The sequence below is a fragment of the Enterococcus sp. genome (genome assembly GCF_032555305.1).
GTDB lineage: Bacteria > Bacillota > Bacilli > Lactobacillales > Enterococcaceae > Enterococcus_A.
Window position 1 is genome coordinate 60,824 of the sequence record NZ_JAWGOQ010000004.1, and the last position, 18,076, is coordinate 78,899.

Consider the following 18,076-nt stretch of genomic DNA (forward strand, 5'->3'; position numbering starts at 1 on the left):
AAGCATATGCGTCATTGGTGGCAGGAAACTGTTGTCTACCAAATTTACCCACGAAGTTTTCAAGATACGAACGGAGATGGCATTGGGGACTTGGCGGGAATTATTTCACGACTTGATTATTTACAGAAGCTGGGGATCGGAGCGATTTGGTTAAGTCCAGTCTACCAAAGCCCGAATGATGATAACGGCTATGATATCTCAGATTATCAAGCAATCATGCAGGAATTCGGAACGATGGCTGAAATGGAGCAGCTAATCCAAGCCGCAAAGCAACACGGCATTCGAATCATCCTCGATTTAGTCGTCAACCATACCAGCGATGAGCACAGATGGTTTATTGAGGCGCGAAAATCGAAAGACAATCCCTATCGTGACTTTTATATCTGGCGGGATCCAGTTCAGGATACCTACCCAAATAATTTGAAAAGTATTTTCAGCGGTCCCGCTTGGCAATACGATGAAACAACACAACAATATTATTTACATCTTTTCAGCAAGAAACAACCGGATTTAAATTGGGAAAATCCGGCGGTTCGACAAGCCGTGTACGACATGATGAATTTTTGGATTGATAAAGGAATCGGCGGCTTCCGAATGGACGTGATAGACTTGATTGGAAAAGTACCCGATAAAGAAATTACCGGCAACGGCCCCAAGCTCCATGATTATTTACAGGAAATGAATCAGGCAACCTTTGGCGGAAAAGATCTATTGACCGTCGGAGAAACCTGGGGCGCAACGCCCGAAATCGCCAAGCTCTACTCCGACCCGGCTCGCGAAGAACTGTCAATGGTCTTCCAATTCGAGCATATCGGCTTAGATGAAGTAGCAGGACAATCCAAATGGGTTAGTCGCCCCTTGCAAATCAAAGAGCTGAAGGAGGTTTTTTCGAAATGGCAAACCAAATTAGGCGATCATGGCTGGAATTCGCTCTTTTGGAACAACCATGACCTCCCGCGTATTGTTTCACGCTGGGGAAATGATACAGAGTATCATGAAAAATCAGCGAAGCTATTAGCGATCTTACTCCATTGCATGAAGGGAACGCCTTACGTTTATCAAGGAGAAGAAATCGGTATGACCAATCATGTGGTCACGGATATCACGGAAGTCGAAGATATCGAAAGTCGAAACATGTACGCTGAACAAATCGCTGCCGGACAATCCAAAGAAACACTGTTGGCTGCAATCAATCAAAAAGGACGAGACAACGGACGAACGCCGATGCAATGGGACGCTTCCCCTAATGCCGGTTTTACAACAGGCACTCCCTGGCTCGCAGTCGTACCAAATTACGCTAAGATCAATGTGGTACAGGCTTTACGTGATCCCCAATCCATTTTCTATACCTACCAAAAATTGATCCAGTTGCGAAAAGAGCAGCCGATCATGGTATGGGGCGAGTACAAATTATTGACGAAAACAGCCGACGAGGTATTCAGCTATCTTCGAACTCACGAAGACAAGCGTTGGCTAATTGTCACGAATTTTTCAAATGAACCCCAGTCATTTACTTACCCTAAGGGAACACTCGGAAAGGTGATTATTTCAAACTTCACAACTGATATCCCTCGTGAACGGACGATTCAGCTGGAACCGTGGGATGCCTTTGTCGTAGAACTAGGAGAAGAAGTATGAGCAAATGGTGGAAAAATGCCGTTGGATATCAAATTTATCCCCGCAGCTTTATGGACAGCAACGATGACGGTATCGGTGATCTAAAAGGGATTCAGGCAAAGCTTCCCTACCTAAAAGAGTTGGGGATTGACTTTATTTGGCTCAACCCCGTTTACCAAAGCCCCAACGTAGACAATGGTTATGATATCTCCGATTACCAGGCCATTAATCCAGAATTTGGCACGCTCGAAGACTTGAAGAACTTACTTACAGCAGCTCATGAAATAGGCATTCGCCTCATTATGGATTTAGTAGTCAATCACACGAGTGATCAGCATCCCTGGTTTTTAGAATCTAAAAGAAGCCGAGAAAATCCCTATCGCGATTACTATCTGTGGGCTAATGCCACACCTGAGAAAATGCCGAATGACTGGAAAAGCTTTTTTGGCGGATCAACCTGGACTTATGACCCTACTACAAAACAGGCTTATTTTCATGTCTTCGCGAAAGAACAGCCCGATTTAAATTGGAAAAATCCAGCGATGCGAAAAGAAATCTACCAAATGATTCGTTGGTGGTTAGACTTGGGGATCGATGGGTTTCGCCTAGACGCCATCAGCCACATTCAAAAAGAGCCTTGGGATTTCAAAATCACGGATAACCCTTGGGCACCTTTCATGAATGTCGCGGGAATCGAAACCTATATGTCTGAATTACGAGAGATCTTCCGCAGCTACGACATCATGACCGTCGGTGAAGCCAGCGGAGTTAATAGTAAAACAGCACCCTTCTGGACTAGCGAAGAAGACGGCTATATCGATATGATCTTTGAACTGGAGCACCAGGTACGCACAGGCAATCCCGGCTCCGAAACAGGGGATTTACTAGAGTTCAAGAAAGTATTATCCCGCTGGCAAAAGGACATGCAGCCGATGGGATGGAACGCACTGTACACCGATAATCATGATAATCCCCGCAGCAATTCGACCTTTGGAAATGAAACTCGAGAATCAGCAACAGCACTAGCAACGGCCTATATGCTGTTAAGAGGAACTCCTTTCATTTATCAAGGACAAGAATTAGGAATGACGAACTTCCCCTTCGAATCCATTGAGGAAGTCAATGCGACTGATTCCTTAGCTGCTTATCATGATTGGTTAGGAAAAGGATTGTCACCTGAAGAAGCCCTGCGCCTAACTACTCATTGGACCCGCGACCATTCCCGGACACCCATGCATTGGACTGACTTCGGTGGCTTTTCAACGAACCTGCCTTGGATGAAGCTCAATCCAAACACCGATAAGATCAACGTTGCACTTCAAGAAGCAGATCCCTTCTCGCCTTTCAACTATTACAAAAAGTTGATTGCCCTGAGAAAATCCTTGCCCGTCTTCCTGAATGGCAGCTATCATATTGAACTAGCCAAGCATCCCAAGGTCTGGGCCTATACACGTAAACTGGACTCAGAGGAAGCCTATGTCCTTACAAATTTAGGCGATCAACCACAGACTATCACACTACCCAATCGCTGGATAAACAAACCAGCCACAGTCCTGTTATCGAATTACCAAGATCCGCAATGGAAAAAAACAATCACACTGCGCTCCTTTGAAGCAATCGTAGTAAAAAAAGATGCTTAATCAATTACGATTAAGCATCTTTCATTATTCTACCGCGGCGCCTTGAACCTCTAAAATTTTTTCATCAATCAGACGAATCACTTCATCACGTGCGTCAGCATCATCTACAAAGTTCAAACGATCACCGTCGATTTGAATCTTAGGACTCTCGTTGTACTCTTCATACCATTGATCATAACGGCTGTTCAATTCTTTATAGTAGTCATATAATGTTGGATCAAATTCTAGCTGCTCATATTCCCGTCCTCGTTTTTGAATTCGCTCCATCATCGTCTCGAAAGAAACACGAATATGCACAAGTAAATCGGGATGCTTTTTGTGGGCAGCATAAGGCAATTCCTGCATCATGTTCGCCAATAATTCATCGTATACCTTTACTTCTGTCTCTGTTGCTCGACCAAGATCGGCATTTAAGTGGAATAATAATGAATCCTCATAGATTGAACGATCCAAGACATTATTATCATCCTGCATCGCCTTCTTGATACTATCAAAACGTTTATTTAAAAAATAAATCTGCAATAAAAAAGCATATTGCTCTGGATCGGCATAAAACAGCGGCAATACCTCATTATCATCGATTGATTCATAAAAAGCTTGACTCCCTAAATGCTCTGACAACATTGCCGTCAAACTTGATTTCCCCGCTCCAATGGTTCCTGCTAATACGATCACGCTCATAGACCTCCAACTCGCTTCATACAAAATATAGTGCGTATTTTTCAACTTATCAAATATACCCCCAATATCTTGTGTCGTCAAACAAAATAGCTGAATCGAAGAAAAGTTTTTTCTTCTAAGGAATGTTTAAAAATTCGCTGATTTTCAAAAACTTTTCAATGGTTTCGTTTACTTGTCGGCTCTGTCTGAGTAAAATAGGAAGAGACTAAATATTGATAATTACTATTAATTAAAGATTTATACGCAATTCCAGTTAAAAGATAAAGGAAAACGAATTGTTTTTACATTAAGAACGATTCAATTAAAATGAATATTAGTGAGAATAATTTATTTTTTCTGTTGAGAAAGAATCATTCTAAAACGAAATAGGGGTTTTTTAAATGAAATCGATTGGCACGGGTTATGCCAGCGGAAAGATCATCTTAATGGGGGAACATTCGGTTGTCTATGGCGAACCGGCGATTGCCTTTCCTTTTTCAGGAACAGGTATTCAAGCGACGATCCGCGCGAATAAATTAGAATCGTGGATCGAATCCAGCTTCTTCCACGGACCGCTTTCAGAAGCTCCAAATACGATGCGCAACGTGACTGTTTTACTATGGTATTTAGTGAAGCATTTTAAAATTCCAGAGCCATTTTATCTAAAAATCGAAAGCTCGATCCCAGCTGAACGGGGAATGGGCTCTAGCGCGGCTGTAGCAGTCGCAATTACACGGGCGGTCTTTGATTGGATGGAAGAATCGGCGACGCAAGACAGCGTGCTGCACTTCGTCAACCAAGCTGAAGCAGTCGCTCACGGAAATCCTAGCGGTATCGATGCTACTACGATCAGCGGCACGGAACCGATCCTATACCAAAAAGGCATCGGCTTCCAGCCTTTCCAATTAAACATGGATGCTTTTTTAGTGGTCGCCGATACTGGCGTCAAAGGTCAAACGCGTAAAGCAGTGAAGGACATCGCCAAATTGATGGAGATGCGCCCCTACGAAACCAATAAACAAATGCGTATGCTGGGTAACTTGACCAGCAAAGCCCAACAAGCCATCCTGCAAAATCGTCCGCAAATTTTAGGCGACTGTATGAATCAAGCACAAGGATTATTACGATTATTAGGCACCAGCAATCGGCACCTAGATCACTTGATCGAAACAGCTTTGGAAAACCAAGCACTGGGCGCGAAATTGACCGGCGGCGGTCGCGGCGGCTGTATGATCGCACTGGCGGAGAATGAAACCAGCGGACGTCAGCTGCAGCAGATTTTATTAGATGCCGGCGCGCGAAATACATGGATCGAAGGGTTAGGAGTGTACGCACATGTTTAGCGGTAAAGCGCGGGCTTATACCAATATTGCCTTGATAAAATATTGGGGCAAAGAAAATCAAGAACTGATCATTCCTATGAACAACAGCCTATCACTGACATTGGATGCTTTTTATACCGAAACACGCGTCACCTTCTCAGAAGAGATCAAGCATGACCAATTTTATCTAGACAATCAATTGCAAGATTCGAAAGCGACCTTAAAAGTGAGTCGCTTTCTTGATGTCATCCGTACAAAAGCGGATTGTTCTTTGCGGGCGGTTGTAAAAAGTCAAAACTTTGTGCCAACCGCAGCAGGGTTAGCCTCTTCAGCCAGCGGTCTAGCGGCTCTAGCCGGAGCCGCAAGTGCCGCTTTGAATTTAACGCTATCCCCTGAAGAATTATCTCGTTTAGCGCGCCGCGGTTCAGGCTCGGCTTGCCGCAGTATTTACGGCGGCTTTGCGGAATGGCAAAAAGGTGATACTGACGAATCTTCTTATGCCGTCAAAATTCCTAGCACCGGCTTTGAAGATGAATTAAGTATGCTTTTTGTCGTTGTGAATGACGCTCAAAAAGACATATCCAGCCGGGACGGAATGCAGCGCACGGTGGAAACTTCGGCCTTTTATGATGGCTGGCTGCAAACCGTACCTGCAGACATAGCAAGAGCGAAACAGGCGATCGCAGAAAAAAACTTCACCGCTCTGGGAGAAGTGACTGAAGCCAGTGCTTTGAAAATGCACGGAACAACTTTAGCCGCAAATCCACCCTTCACCTACTGGTCAGCGGAAAGTATGAAAGTTATGAATCTTGTCCGTCAAATCAGAAATGCTGGCTTGCCTTGCTATTTCACAATGGATGCTGGACCAAATGTTAAAATCCTAGTGGAACGTAAAAACGAGGAAGCTTTATTGAACGCTTTAAAAAATCAATTTGATGACCAACAGCTCGTCGTTGCCCATGCAGGGCCGGCGATTGAAATCTTGAGCGAGGAGGAAGCTAAATGATCGAAGTGACTGCACCAGGGAAATTATACATTGCCGGCGAATATGCGGTAGTCGAACCGGGACATCCGGCGATCATCGTGGCGATCGATCAATTTATTTCTGTTTCGATTGGTCCTGCAAAAAAAAGCGGCAGTATCCAATCCGCTCAATACAGCGACCTGCCCATTCGTTGGACACGACGGAAAAACGAGCTGGTCTTAGATATCCGCGACAATCCTTTTCACTACATTTTAGCAGCGATCCACTTTACGGAGAAATTCGCTCAAGAAAAAGGCAAAAAACTCGCCTTCTTTGATTTGAAGGTGACTAGCGAGCTGGATAATTCCAACGGGCGCAAATACGGTTTAGGCTCTAGTGGTGCTGTTACTGTCGCTACAGTCAAAGCCTTGAATGCTTTTTATGATCTACAGCTTTCGCAGCTGGAACTGTTTAAATTGGCGACATTGGCTCATCTGAATGTTCAAGGCAACGGCTCCTGCGGAGATATCGCAGCAAGCTGTTACGGCGGCTGGCTGGCCTTTTCTACTTTTGATCACGACTGGGTATTAAGCAAGCTGGAATCTGAAAAAATAACTACCCTGGTGGAAAGCGAATGGCCCAGTCTGAAGATTGAACCCTTAGAAGTCCCAGAAGATCTGCGTTTGCTGATCGGTTGGACCGGCAGCCCTGCCTCGACCTCTGATTTAGTCGATCAAGTCCACCAGTCCCGCGAGGAGAAAAGGACTTCTTATGAGAACTTTTTACGGGAAAGCACAGAATGCGTGGATCAAATGATCCAAGGCTTCAAACAAAACGACGTGGCTCTGATCCAAAAAATGATCCGCAAAAATCGCAGCCTATTGAATCAATTAACCAGTCTCAGCAATGTTTCCATCGAGACCGAAGAATTAAAACGTTTGAATGATCTGGCAGAAAAATATGGCGGCGCGGCAAAATCATCAGGCGCTGGCGGCGGCGACTGCGGTATCGTGATCGTTGACAAACGCGCTGGGATTCTGCCCTTGATGAGTTCCTGGGAAAAGGCCGGCATCACGCCGCTGCCTTTACATGTCTATCATTTTACGGAGGATCCTCATGAATCGTAAAGATGAACATGTTTCCTTAGCTCGCGCTTTTCATCAAAAACCAAAAGAGAATGATTTTGATGCGGTTCGCTTGATCCACAATTCCTTCGTCAGCACGCGATCAGAAGAAATCGATCTAAGTACAGAAATCCTTGGATTACAACTCAGTGCCCCCTTCTACATTAATGCAATGACCGGCGGCAGTGAGAAAACCAAGCAGATCAATCATGATTTGGCGATCATCGCTCGCGAAACGAACTTAATGATGGCAACGGGGTCGGTCAGCGCTGCATTAAAAGATCCGAACGTTGCAGATTCTTACAGCGTTGTTCGTGAAGTAAATCCTGACGGCTTGATTTTAGGCAATATGGGCGCCGGCCGAACCAGTGAAGATGCAAAGAAAATCGTCGACTTGCTTCAAGCCGACGGGATGCAGATCCATTTGAATGTACCGCAGGAACTCGTTATGCCTGAAGGAGATCGTGATTTTCACGATTGGCCAAAGAATATTCAAGAGACGGTCCAACAATTGAGTGTACCAGTAATTGTTAAGGAAGTTGGTTTCGGTATGAACAGAGAGACCCTTCAGCAATTACAAACTCTTGGAGTAAAAGCTGTTGACGTTTCAGGGCGTGGCGGTACAAGCTTCTCGCAAATCGAGAATGCCCGACGTAAAAAACGGGAACTAAGCTATTTAGATGACTGGGGACAATCAACGGTGATCTCCCTATTAGAAGCACAAACTGTCAATGAGCTCACGCTCTTATCCTCCGGCGGCATTCGTGATGCCTACGATATTTTCAAAGCGCTTTGTTTAGGTGCTAAAGCTGTTGGCATCTCCGCTACAATCTTAGATCATTTGATCAGCAATGGAATTGATGCCACGATTGAACTGATTGAAGACTGGAAAACACAGTTGCGCCGGTTGTATCTAATGACCGATAAGGCAAAAACAGCGGATTTAGTCCACAATCCGATCATTATCAGCGGTGCACCAAAAGAATGGTGCCAAGCTCGCGGCATCGATTATAAAAAATTAGCGTTGCGCAACTAGTTCGCACATAACAGCTATCTCGAAATTAGGGATTTATTTTTCCAAAAACCGAAAAAATAGTCTGATTCTCGTCACGCATATCATTAGGCTACACAGCACAACCGGTTATTTTCTATCTAAAAAAGAGTATACCTCGATCGTCAATCACTGCGAAAAGCCTAACTGACAAAGAGGCTGAGATCACTTGATCTCAGCCTCTTCGTCTGTATAAATATTTTTTTGAATCAGCGCTTGCGCCTCTTTTGTTTTTCTCTCAAGCAGTGCTCGGTAAAGTTGATTATGGATGCTGGTATTGTCCTGATAATCTTCCATTCGCAGTACCTGCTGGCTTAAATGCAGTTTGATATCCGGCAGCAGCTCATTATACCATTTGATCAAAAAGGGATTGCGGCTCATCAGAATAATCTGCTGATGAAAGGACAGATCTGCTTCGATATACTCTGAAAATTTCCCCGCTTCCAACAATTGATTCCGCTGGAACAAGACCTCTTTCAGTTGGAGCATGCCCTTGTCTGTTTGATTCGATACTGCCAAGACAATCGCTTGCGTCTCGATCATTGACCGGGCCTGTAAAAGATCGGTCGTCGAAAAATCTCCAATACTGCCGTTTTTGACAAAGGTTCCTGAGCCTTGCTTTACTTCTAAAACATTGCTGTAAACTAGAATTTTAACTGCTTCTCGTAAAGTCGAACGTCCGACTCCGAACGTTTCAGCCAACTCTTTTTCTACTGGCAGCTTATCGCCCGTTTTTAAATCCTTTTCCTCAATGTACTTCTCTAACTGCTGAATCGTCTCGTTCACCAGATTGCGATTTTTCGTCATTACCATAGCCTCTTCCTTGAATTGTCAGCAATAAGATACCGCCACACAAAATAATCATAACATATAAGAAGACGTTGAAGGATTGAAAAATATCTACGAAAACGCCTAAAAGAATCGGTATTACTCCACCTACGATATACCCAAAGGATTGAACCATCCCTGTCCATAAACTAGCTTCCAACGGATCCTCACTCGCCTGCAGCGGCAGCAGTATGGCGATCGGAAAATAGCCGCCCAAACCAAAACCAATCAGTATGATGCCACCGATCAACAAGAAAAAGGTATTCGTCAGCAGACAACCTACACCGAGCAAAATCAGACAGCCGCAAATCAAAATCCAGCTTTTGGTACTTCCCCAATGATCCATTAAAACTGGGATAACAAAGCTAAACACCATTTGTACAATCACATATAAGGTCAACCATTGACTCGCTTCCCCTCGTGAGAAGCCTTTTTGAACAAGTAATTCTACCAGCCAGGTACTCACGCCATAAAACATTCCAGATTGCAGCCCAAAGAATAAAACCATCTTCCAGGCCTGAACCCTCTTTAAAGGAAAACCTTTCGAAGCTTTCCTAACGGATGCTTGTGTACCCTTCTCTCCCATAACAAAAAACCAAACAATTCCGCCAATAATCGCTAATATGCTCCAGCTTCCTAAAGCAAACGACCACGAGGTCTTAGCTAATGAAAGACTAAAATTCGATGCCGCCGCCGAACCGACACCCATACTGATGGAATAGACACCAATCAGCAATCCTGTTTGCTGTGGAAAATACTCTTTTATCAAACCAGACAGCAAAGGTCCGATGATCGCGATAGAGAATCCAATCACGATGGCCGAAAGAACCAAACATAAATAATTGGAGAAAACAATTCGACTCGCCATCCCGATTGCCAATAAGAATAAACATAGTAAGATGCTGCGATCGCGGCCAAGCTTCTGCTGCATCTGCTTAACACCAAAAGCCATGACCCCCATGCAAATAACTGGAATACTGGTTAATAAACTAACTTGAAAGTTATTCAGCTGCAGAGCTTGTTTGATCAACCCGATTAACGGTGGAACCGAAGAAATGCCTAATCGCAAATTTAGCGCGACAATACATACTACAAACACCATTCTTTTATTTTCCATAGAATATCCCTCAAATTCATCTGATGTATTTTAAATTCATCATATCATTTAAAAATGAAGGCTGCAACTGATTTTTAATTCTTTCGTCAAAGGAATAACTGTTTTGCGATGAAACTTTTTAGTCATCACAAAAAAAGGCATCAAGCCCAGTATTGAGCTTAATACCTGTCTATCTTATCTGAGTATCTGTTGCTTTATCTTCTTAATAGACGCTGTAGCCAGCTTTTTCTTTCACCGATCCGTATATTTCCGCTGATCTTGTTTGCGTCCAGCATAGATTGGAAAAAGATATTGTCCTGCAATAGTAATTGATTGATCACCTGTAAACGTCTAAAGTGCTTCTTCTTATGGTTATCAAATTTCATCTCTTCAGGTAATTTATCTTGGAGCTCGAGCCGAGCATAATCTCTTTGAATAATCTTCATTAGCTCATATTGCTGAGTAAGCAAATGATTGATTTGTTTGATATCTGGAGGTGTCGCAGAATTTTCTGAATCCGAGGGAGCTAATTGCTTCAAGGCGGCGACATAGTCCTGCATATCTAACATAAAAATATGATTTGACTTGCTAGTCATTAAATTTTTTTCGTTCACTAAATAATCGATCAACACGCCCAGTCGTGCGTTTGATTCAGCCAGTTCTTTTATCTCTCGTCTCAGTTTCTCCATACCCTCGAACCCTTCCTCTTATCCTAATTCTAGTCTATCGTTTTTCACAGACTATAACAATCAAAGAGAATCATTTTCTCTAAAAGAAATGAATTTTTTAAATAAAAACAACTATTGTTACTTTCAACAAAAATATAAAGATATTTTTCTTCGAATCGTCTGTAATGCGTAAAATAAAAATAGAATAAATATATTAAGTAATAAAAAAAACATCCGAAATCAGAATATCTGATTTCGGATGTTTGGCTAAACTTTTTACGCTTTGTAGTCGTAAGCAGTTACGATGATTTCTTTTAGTTCGCTGATCAATGGTTCTTTAGGGTTAGCAGTCGTACATTGGTCTTCGTACGCTAACTCTGCCATGCGATCAACTGTTGTATTCAACGTTTCTTGAGTCACTCCTTGTGCTTTCAAGTTCATGTCAATGCCACAAGTAGCTCCTAAGTTGTAGACAGCTTCGATCAATGCTTCAACTAATTCCGCTGTTGTATTGCCTTTAAGTCCTAAGAACTTAGCGATATCAGCGTAGTCAGCATCTGCACGGAAGTAGTCATATTTAGGGAACATCGCATGTTTTTGCGGATCCTTCGCATTGTAACGGATGATATGAGGCAACAGAATTGCGTTCGTACGTCCGTGAGGAATACCGTATTCTCCACCGATCTTATGAGCGATTGAGTGACAAATTCCCAAGAATGCATTGGCAAACGCCATACCAGCCATTGCTGATGCGTTATGCATTTTTTCACGAGCTTCTGGATCAGCTGTTTTAACTGATTTTTCAAGGTTTTCAAAGACAAGTTTGATTGCTTGTAAGCTCAATCCACGCGTGTAGTCAGATGCCATAACAGATACATAAGACTCGATCGCATGTGTTAATACGTCCATACCAGTATCAGCAGTTACTGAAGCAGGTACTGTCATAACGAATTGAGGGTCAACGATTGCTACGTCTGGAGTCAACGCGTAATCTGCTAACGGGTATTTCACGTGTGTTTCGCTATCTGTGATAACGGCAAATGGTGTTACTTCAGAACCTGTACCAGATGTTGTTGGGATACATACGAACTGAGTTTTTTCAGGTTTGCCGATATTGTAGGTACGTTTACGGATATCCAAGAATTTTTGTTTCGCGCCGAAGAATGAAGTATCTGGGTGTTCAAAGAACATCCACATTCCTTTCGCCGCATCCATTGCAGAACCACCACCAAGAGCGATTACTGTATCAGGTTGGAAGTCGTTGAATACTTCTAATCCTTTATAAACAGTGTTTGTTGAAGGGTTAGGTTCAACATCAGAGAATACTTCGATTTTCACGTCATTTGCGCGACGTCCAAGAACTTCGCGAACGATGTCAGCATACCCAAATTGAACCATACCAGGGTCACAAACTAACATGACACGTTCAACGTTTTCCATTTGTGTCAAATACAATAGAGAGTTCTTTTCAAAGTAGATTTTTGATGGTAATTTAAACCATTGCATATTATTTCTCCGTTTCGCTATAGTTTTAACATTGATTAAGTTAATAGCAGATACGTTCTTAGATACAGAGTTCTTACCGTATGAACCACAACCAAGTGTCAATGATGGAATCATTTCGTTGTAGATGTCACCGATACCGCCTTCTGCAGATGGTGAATTTACTAAGATACGGCAAGCTTTCATACGCAATCCAAATTTCACTTGTAGATCTTCATCTTCAGTATGGATAACTGCTGTATGTCCTAAACCACCTAATTCCAACATACCTTGGCAAAGATCGAATCCATGTTGGTGATCGTTTGCTTTGATCATTGCTAAAACTGGAGAAAGTTTTTCACGTGATAATGGGTAATCAGCACCCACGCCGTCTAATTCTGCGATCAGAATTTTTGTGCCCGCAGGAACTTTGATACCAGCGCGTTGAGCGATATCTTCAGCTGAATGACCAACAATCGCAGGGTTAACCGCATATTTGCCTTCGTTCATTACAGCGTCTTCTAATCTCTTCAATTCCGCTTTTTTCACTACATAAACTTGATGTGCTTGGAACTCAGCTTTTACTTCTTCGTAAACTTCTTTGTCAACGATGACTGCTTGTTCAGAAGCACAGATCATACCGTTATCAAATGATTTTGATACAATCAAGTCGTTTACTGCACGTTTGATTTTCGCAGTTTTTTCGATATATGAAGGTACGTTACCAGCACCTACACCTAAAGCTGGTTTACCAGTAGAGTATGCTGATTTAACCATGCCAGGTCCGCCTGTCGCAAGAACGATCGCTACGCCTGGATGGTTCATTAACATTGATGTTGCATCGATCGATGGCTTTTCGATCCATTGGATACAGTTTTCAGGAGCGCCGGCTGCGATTGCAGCATCACGAACGATACGTGCAGCTTCAGCAGAACATTTTTGAGCACTTGGGTGGAATGCAAATACGATTGGATTCCCAGTTTTCAATGCGATCATTGATTTGAAGATCGTAGTAGAAGTTGGGTTCGTCGTAGGAGTTACTCCACAAACAACGCCGACAGGTCCGGCAACTTCGATCAAACCTTTTTGTTTGTCTTCGCCGATCACGCCAACTGTTTTGTCATTTTTGATGCTGTTCCAGATGTATTCTGATGCGTACATATTTTTGATCGCTTTATCTTCGACAATCCCACGGCCAGTTTCTTCAACTGCCATTTTTGCCAACATCATGTGTTTGTCTAGTGCCGCCATTGCCATTTCGTGAACGATATGGTCAACTTTTTCTTGATCAAAATCTTCCATTTCTTTTAACGCAACGTTTGCTTTTGCCGCTAATTCGTCAATCACTTGCTCAACGCTGATCGCGTCTTTTTCCTTTTCAATCGCTTTAGCCATGTGTATCCTCCTAAAAATTTTTGTGTTACTTTTCACATACACATCATACAACACCGCCAATCGTTTGTAAACAGTTTTTGTGATTTTTTTCACACCATATTTTTTTCTTAACAAATGCCATGATATCAGCGATATCAGAACAATTGTTTTTATGGTATTTTGAACTTATAAAAACGCTGTCAAAGTTCTTTCCTTCACAAAATGTGGCGCTTTTATCTTTATTTGAACTGAATTCTACTGCGTCTGGCTTTTTATTGCATTCGCAACACGCAGCCATCTCATTATAAAAAGGTACATTTCTTTCATTTTGTCATAAAGGTATTCTGCCGAAAAGTCGACTAAGTCTAAAAAAGCTGATCAGCAATTTACTGCTGATCAGCGTTGTGTCCATCTATCTCCTCTTTCGATAAAGCCATATGCCTGTGATCAGACCCACACCTGCTAATGAAAGCAGATTATTTCCCCTCATACCTGTTGCTGGATATTCTTTTTTTGACGAGGACGGAGACGACTTGCTCGTTTGCTGACTGCTGGATCCTTCACTGGTTTCCGATGATTCAGGGAATTCTTTTTTTTCTGGAATGGGCGTATCTCCCTTCGTATTCTCTTTTGCCAATGCTACAAACCGATCATCCTTAGCGAAAGTAAATTTTATCGGGGTATCATCCAGCACATAGCCTTCTGGTGCTTTAATCTCTACCAAAGTATACTCTCCAGCTGGAAGGGGGTTAATGTGGAGCAATCCATCTTCATCTGTGACCAATGCCTTTCTTAAATACATTTTATCACCAGCTGAGTTCTTCAATTCAAACTCTGCCCCTGGCAGCGGTTCTCCTGTTGCTGAGTCCGTCTTGGTCAAGTCAATTCCTTTCTTTTCATCGGTGTTTTCTGCGGAGTTGTCTATCGTATCAGGTGCCGCCGACGTTTTTGGCGTTGTTTCTTTGGCGCTTTGCTTCAAGCTCGTCTTTTCAGTCGTGTCCTTCTGCGTTTCATTCTCAATTTTCGGAATCACCATTGTCGGAACGGCCGCTAGATCATTGGTAAATCGCTCCTTTAAGATTGTTTGATTCAAGATCAAAAAACGAGCTGTCCGATTATCCTCTATCTGATAATCGTATTGATACCCTTCACCAACGCCGCCAGTGATTACCGCTGAAAATTCTGGATTGGGTATCTCTCGGATTAAATAGCTGTGATTATCTTTGAGTAAAGAACGCCAGCCTGAAGCACCTGTGTTTCCATCAATCTTGTCTGATAATTCGCCTTGTGCTGATTTGCTTTTGTAAAAAACAACTTTGACTATTTCTCCCTTCTGAATCAGCTTTCTTTCTGTTCTTCCAAAAGCGACTGCTTCTTTCTGATTCGCTTTGTCAACAATCACATACTCAAAATTCAGAGGCTTATCCAAGATACCAGCACCAGCTATTTTGGCATTCGCGCGAATTAAATCATCCGTAGGAATATTGGGATCAATGATCTCCAGTTTAGGAATGGTCAGTGAGCCATTTCCGCCAGCATTGATTTGGCTGCCCGCCTTTATAGCCTTTACGTTTATTTTCAGATGAAGCTGCGATAACTCTTTTTGTCTCGCTCCCGTTTCATTGATCGTCACTGTAAATTGATTATCTGATAATGAAACCTGGCCCAAAGTTTCGCCTGTTACAGAATCTTTAAGCTTCGTTTCTAAACTATTATCATCGCTCCGAAAATACTGCGCATCTGGTAGAGAAATACGAAAGGTATCTCCTGCCTCAATCTCAGTCATGCTTTCCTGATTGATGTTACAAATATAGTCTAATTGAATCCTGTCATTCAGTTGAATCTGATTGCTCTCTGTAACCGCGCTTCCATCATCCTTTACTAATTTCAAATCCAAAACGTGTACCTTAGCAGTAGTATCTTTTACTGCCGCTGAAATTGTCGGCTTTGCAATTCCTAAAATCACTAAATAGGAACTCAGCAGTAAAAAAAGCATGAGAATTGGCCCTTTGCTGATTTTCATCATTCTCTCCCCCAATACCATCTCTAATCAAACAACCAAAAATACTAGCTCCAAAATCATCTTCTCCTATTTATATATACGCATTCTATGTAACTTTCTATTCGTACCGCTTTTCCTTATTTTCTCAGAATATTGACTGCTAAAGAGCCAATTTTAAAATCTTATATTTCTTATTTTTAACGTTCAGTAAGCAATCTGGTTTTTTGCACAACGAAAAAAGACGCGTATAAATACGCGCCTTGATACCTAAAAATGCTAAAGCCAGAAATTGCTCTTACTTCTCTTCTGGTTTGTCTTCAGGTTTTTCTTCTACTACTGTTTCTTCTGGTTCTGCAGGCTCAACTGCTGCTGGTTCAACGGGAGCTGCCGCTGGACGTACACCAGATTTCACCGTTCTGATTGAAGAACGATCAAATACCAAGTAGATTCCTTCACAGTCTAGAGTAACCGTTTTGTCGCTATCATTGATCTCAGAGATCACACCGTGTAATCCACCGATTGTTACGACGCTGTCCCCAGTCTTCATTGCATCTAATAAATTCTGACGTTCTTGCTGTTGTTTCTTTTGAGAACGATTCATAAAGAAGAACATTCCCAGCATCAACACTAGCAAAATAATCATTGAAAAGCTTCCGCCCATTTTTAATTTCCTCGCCTTCTAAAGTAATTCCTTTTAACTGTAACAAAGTTTTCAGTCTTTCACTAGCATTTTAACCAGACTTTAAAAACTTTTTGCGTTTTGCTTGTTAAAACCATACTCTTCAAAGAAGGCTTGGCGGAATTCTAATAGATTATCATCCATAATTGCTTGGCGAACTTGTTTCATCAAGTTGATTAGGAAATACAGATTGTGATACGAAGTCAAACGAATACCAAACGTCTCATCACAATGAATCAAGTGGCGAATATATGCCCGTGTGTAATTACGACAAGTGTAGCAATCACACTTTTCATCCAACGGACGGAAATCATGAGCAAACTTCGCATTCTTAACCACTAAACGTCCGGCAGAAGTCATACAAGTACCGTTGCGGGCAATACGCGTAGGTAAGACACAGTCGAACATATCAACACCGCGAATCACACCATCGATCAATGAGTCAGCCGCACCGACGCCCATCAAGTAACGCGGTTTGTTTTCTGGAATCAACGGTGTGGTGAACTCTAATACTCGATTCATTTCCTCTTTAGGTTCACCAACAGATAGACCGCCGATCGAGTAGCCAGGGAAATCCATGCTGACTAGATCTTTCGCGCTTTGACGACGCAGATCCTCAAAACCGGCACCTTGGATGATCCCGAACAATCCTTGAGTTGCTGCATTCGCATGGGCCTTCAAGCCTCGTTCAGCCCAACGTGACGTACGCTCTACTGATTTCTTCACGTAATCGTAGCTTTCATCGAATGGTGGACATTCGTCAAAGCTCATCATGATATCAGAGCCTAATTTATTTTGAATATCGATGGCTTTTTCCGGTGACAAGAACATTTTTGAACCATTTAGATGATTCTTGAAATGCACGCCTTCTTCAACGATATTACGCATATCCGCTAGTGAGAAGACTTGGAAGCCGCCTGAATCAGTCAAGATTGGCTGATCCCAATTCATGAATTTATGCAAGCCGCCTGCCTCTGCGACTAGATCTTCACCAGGACGCAGCCAAAGATGATAGGTGTTGCTCAGGATGATGCCAGCACCCATTTCCTTCAATTCTTCCGGTGACATGGTTTTTACAGTAGCCAACGTTCCCACTGGCATAAACATTGGTGTCGGGAACGTTCCGTGTGGCGTGATGATTTCGCCAAGACGCGCTCCAGTATGTTTTTCTTTCTTTATTAAGCGATAAGAAATGGCAGGTTCAGTCATTTAATTTCCTACTTTCTTCTATATGTATGTGTTTGCAACTTGTACCATAATACTGGTTTTAATCCGCTTTTGCAACTTTCTGTACAGGGCTTAAGACAGATTGCAACAATGAATCCAGCTTAATCACCAAACCCTCTATTTCTTCTGATCTTCTTGATACTTTATAATATCTCCCGGTTGGCACTCCAGAACTTCACAGATCTTATCTAAGGTTGAAAAACGGATTGCCTTTGCACGATTGTTTTTCAGGATTGATATATTCGCGAGCGTGATTCCGACTTTTTCGGAGAGTTCGCTCACGCTCATTTTTCGCTGTGCCAAGACAACATCTAAATCAATAATAATCGCCATTTGTTCCCC

General features: G+C 42.5%; 15 protein-coding genes. 6 read left to right on the forward strand and 9 right to left on the reverse strand.

What is annotated here, in order from left to right; all coding sequences use genetic code 11:
• The first annotated feature begins 6 nt into the window (after positions 1–6).
• The gene (locus E6139_RS04575; RefSeq protein WP_316401876.1) at positions 7–1,638 is read left to right on the forward strand and encodes an alpha-glucosidase; all 1,632 of its coding nucleotides are present in this window, start codon (positions 7–9) and stop codon (positions 1,636–1,638) included.
• On the forward strand, positions 1,635–3,257 hold the full coding sequence (locus E6139_RS04580) for an alpha-glucosidase (protein ID WP_316401877.1): 1,623 nt from the start codon (positions 1,635–1,637) through the stop codon (positions 3,255–3,257). Before E6139_RS04575 ends, E6139_RS04580 begins: the two co-directional genes overlap by 4 nt.
• Before the next feature lie 24 nt (positions 3,258–3,281).
• Here E6139_RS04580 and E6139_RS04585 read toward each other — a convergent pair whose 3' ends face one another.
• Positions 3,282–3,938: a deoxynucleoside kinase gene (locus tag E6139_RS04585; RefSeq protein ID WP_316401878.1), complete on the reverse strand. Its 657-nt coding sequence runs from the start codon at positions 3,936–3,938 to the stop codon at positions 3,282–3,284.
• A gap of 380 nt (positions 3,939–4,318) precedes the next feature.
• On the opposite strand from E6139_RS04585, the gene mvk reads away from it, so the two are divergent.
• From mvk to fni, 4 genes are read left to right on the forward strand one after another with little or no spacing between them, the layout of a single operon-like run.
• Positions 4,319–5,260, forward strand: coding sequence for a mevalonate kinase (gene mvk / locus E6139_RS04590; protein WP_316401879.1), 942 nt, complete (start codon positions 4,319–4,321; stop codon positions 5,258–5,260).
• On the forward strand, positions 5,253–6,245 hold the full coding sequence (mvaD, locus tag E6139_RS04595; RefSeq protein WP_316401880.1) for a diphosphomevalonate decarboxylase: 993 nt from the start codon (positions 5,253–5,255) through the stop codon (positions 6,243–6,245). Before mvk ends, mvaD begins: the two co-directional genes overlap by 8 nt.
• Positions 6,242–7,330, forward strand: a complete 1,089-nt coding sequence (locus E6139_RS04600; RefSeq protein ID WP_316401881.1) for a phosphomevalonate kinase — start codon at positions 6,242–6,244, stop codon at positions 7,328–7,330. The genes mvaD and E6139_RS04600 overlap by 4 nt, the downstream gene beginning before the upstream one ends.
• Complete coding sequence (fni, locus tag E6139_RS04605; RefSeq protein WP_316401882.1) at positions 7,320–8,363, forward strand: type 2 isopentenyl-diphosphate Delta-isomerase; 1,044 nt, start codon at positions 7,320–7,322, stop codon at positions 8,361–8,363. The genes E6139_RS04600 and fni overlap by 11 nt, the downstream gene beginning before the upstream one ends.
• A 180-nt stretch (positions 8,364–8,543) precedes the next feature.
• Here fni and E6139_RS04610 read toward each other — a convergent pair whose 3' ends face one another.
• The 8 genes from E6139_RS04610 to E6139_RS04645 form a co-directional block, all read right to left on the reverse strand.
• Positions 8,544–9,185: a FadR/GntR family transcriptional regulator gene (locus tag E6139_RS04610; protein WP_316401883.1), complete on the reverse strand. Its 642-nt coding sequence runs from the start codon at positions 9,183–9,185 to the stop codon at positions 8,544–8,546.
• Entirely contained in the window at positions 9,127–10,323 is a 1,197-nt protein-coding gene (locus E6139_RS04615) for a CynX/NimT family MFS transporter (RefSeq protein WP_316401884.1), read from the reverse strand. Before E6139_RS04615 ends, E6139_RS04610 begins: the two co-directional genes overlap by 59 nt.
• Before the next feature lie 194 nt (positions 10,324–10,517).
• Positions 10,518–10,991 carry a hypothetical protein gene (locus E6139_RS04620; RefSeq protein ID WP_316401885.1) on the reverse strand — a complete coding sequence of 158 codons (474 nt, stop codon included), beginning with the start codon at positions 10,989–10,991 and terminating at the stop codon, positions 10,518–10,520.
• 255 nt (positions 10,992–11,246) lie between these two features.
• The gene (gene adhE / locus E6139_RS04625; protein ID WP_316401886.1) at positions 11,247–13,847 is read right to left on the reverse strand and encodes a bifunctional acetaldehyde-CoA/alcohol dehydrogenase; all 2,601 of its coding nucleotides are present in this window, start codon (positions 13,845–13,847) and stop codon (positions 11,247–11,249) included.
• Positions 13,848–14,238: 391 nt separating this feature from the next.
• Positions 14,239–15,852: a SpaA isopeptide-forming pilin-related protein gene (locus tag E6139_RS04630; protein WP_316401887.1), complete on the reverse strand. Its 1,614-nt coding sequence runs from the start codon at positions 15,850–15,852 to the stop codon at positions 14,239–14,241.
• Positions 15,853–16,123: 271 nt separating this feature from the next.
• Complete coding sequence (gene yajC / locus E6139_RS04635) at positions 16,124–16,471, reverse strand: preprotein translocase subunit YajC (protein WP_316401888.1); 348 nt, start codon at positions 16,469–16,471, stop codon at positions 16,124–16,126.
• A 99-nt stretch (positions 16,472–16,570) separates the two neighbouring features.
• Positions 16,571–17,716, reverse strand: a complete 1,146-nt coding sequence (gene tgt / locus E6139_RS04640; RefSeq protein WP_316401889.1) for a tRNA guanosine(34) transglycosylase Tgt — start codon at positions 17,714–17,716, stop codon at positions 16,571–16,573.
• A gap of 135 nt (positions 17,717–17,851) precedes the next feature.
• Positions 17,852–18,067: a helix-turn-helix transcriptional regulator gene (locus E6139_RS04645; RefSeq protein ID WP_316401890.1), complete on the reverse strand. Its 216-nt coding sequence runs from the start codon at positions 18,065–18,067 to the stop codon at positions 17,852–17,854.
• Positions 18,068–18,076 lie beyond the last annotated feature (9 nt).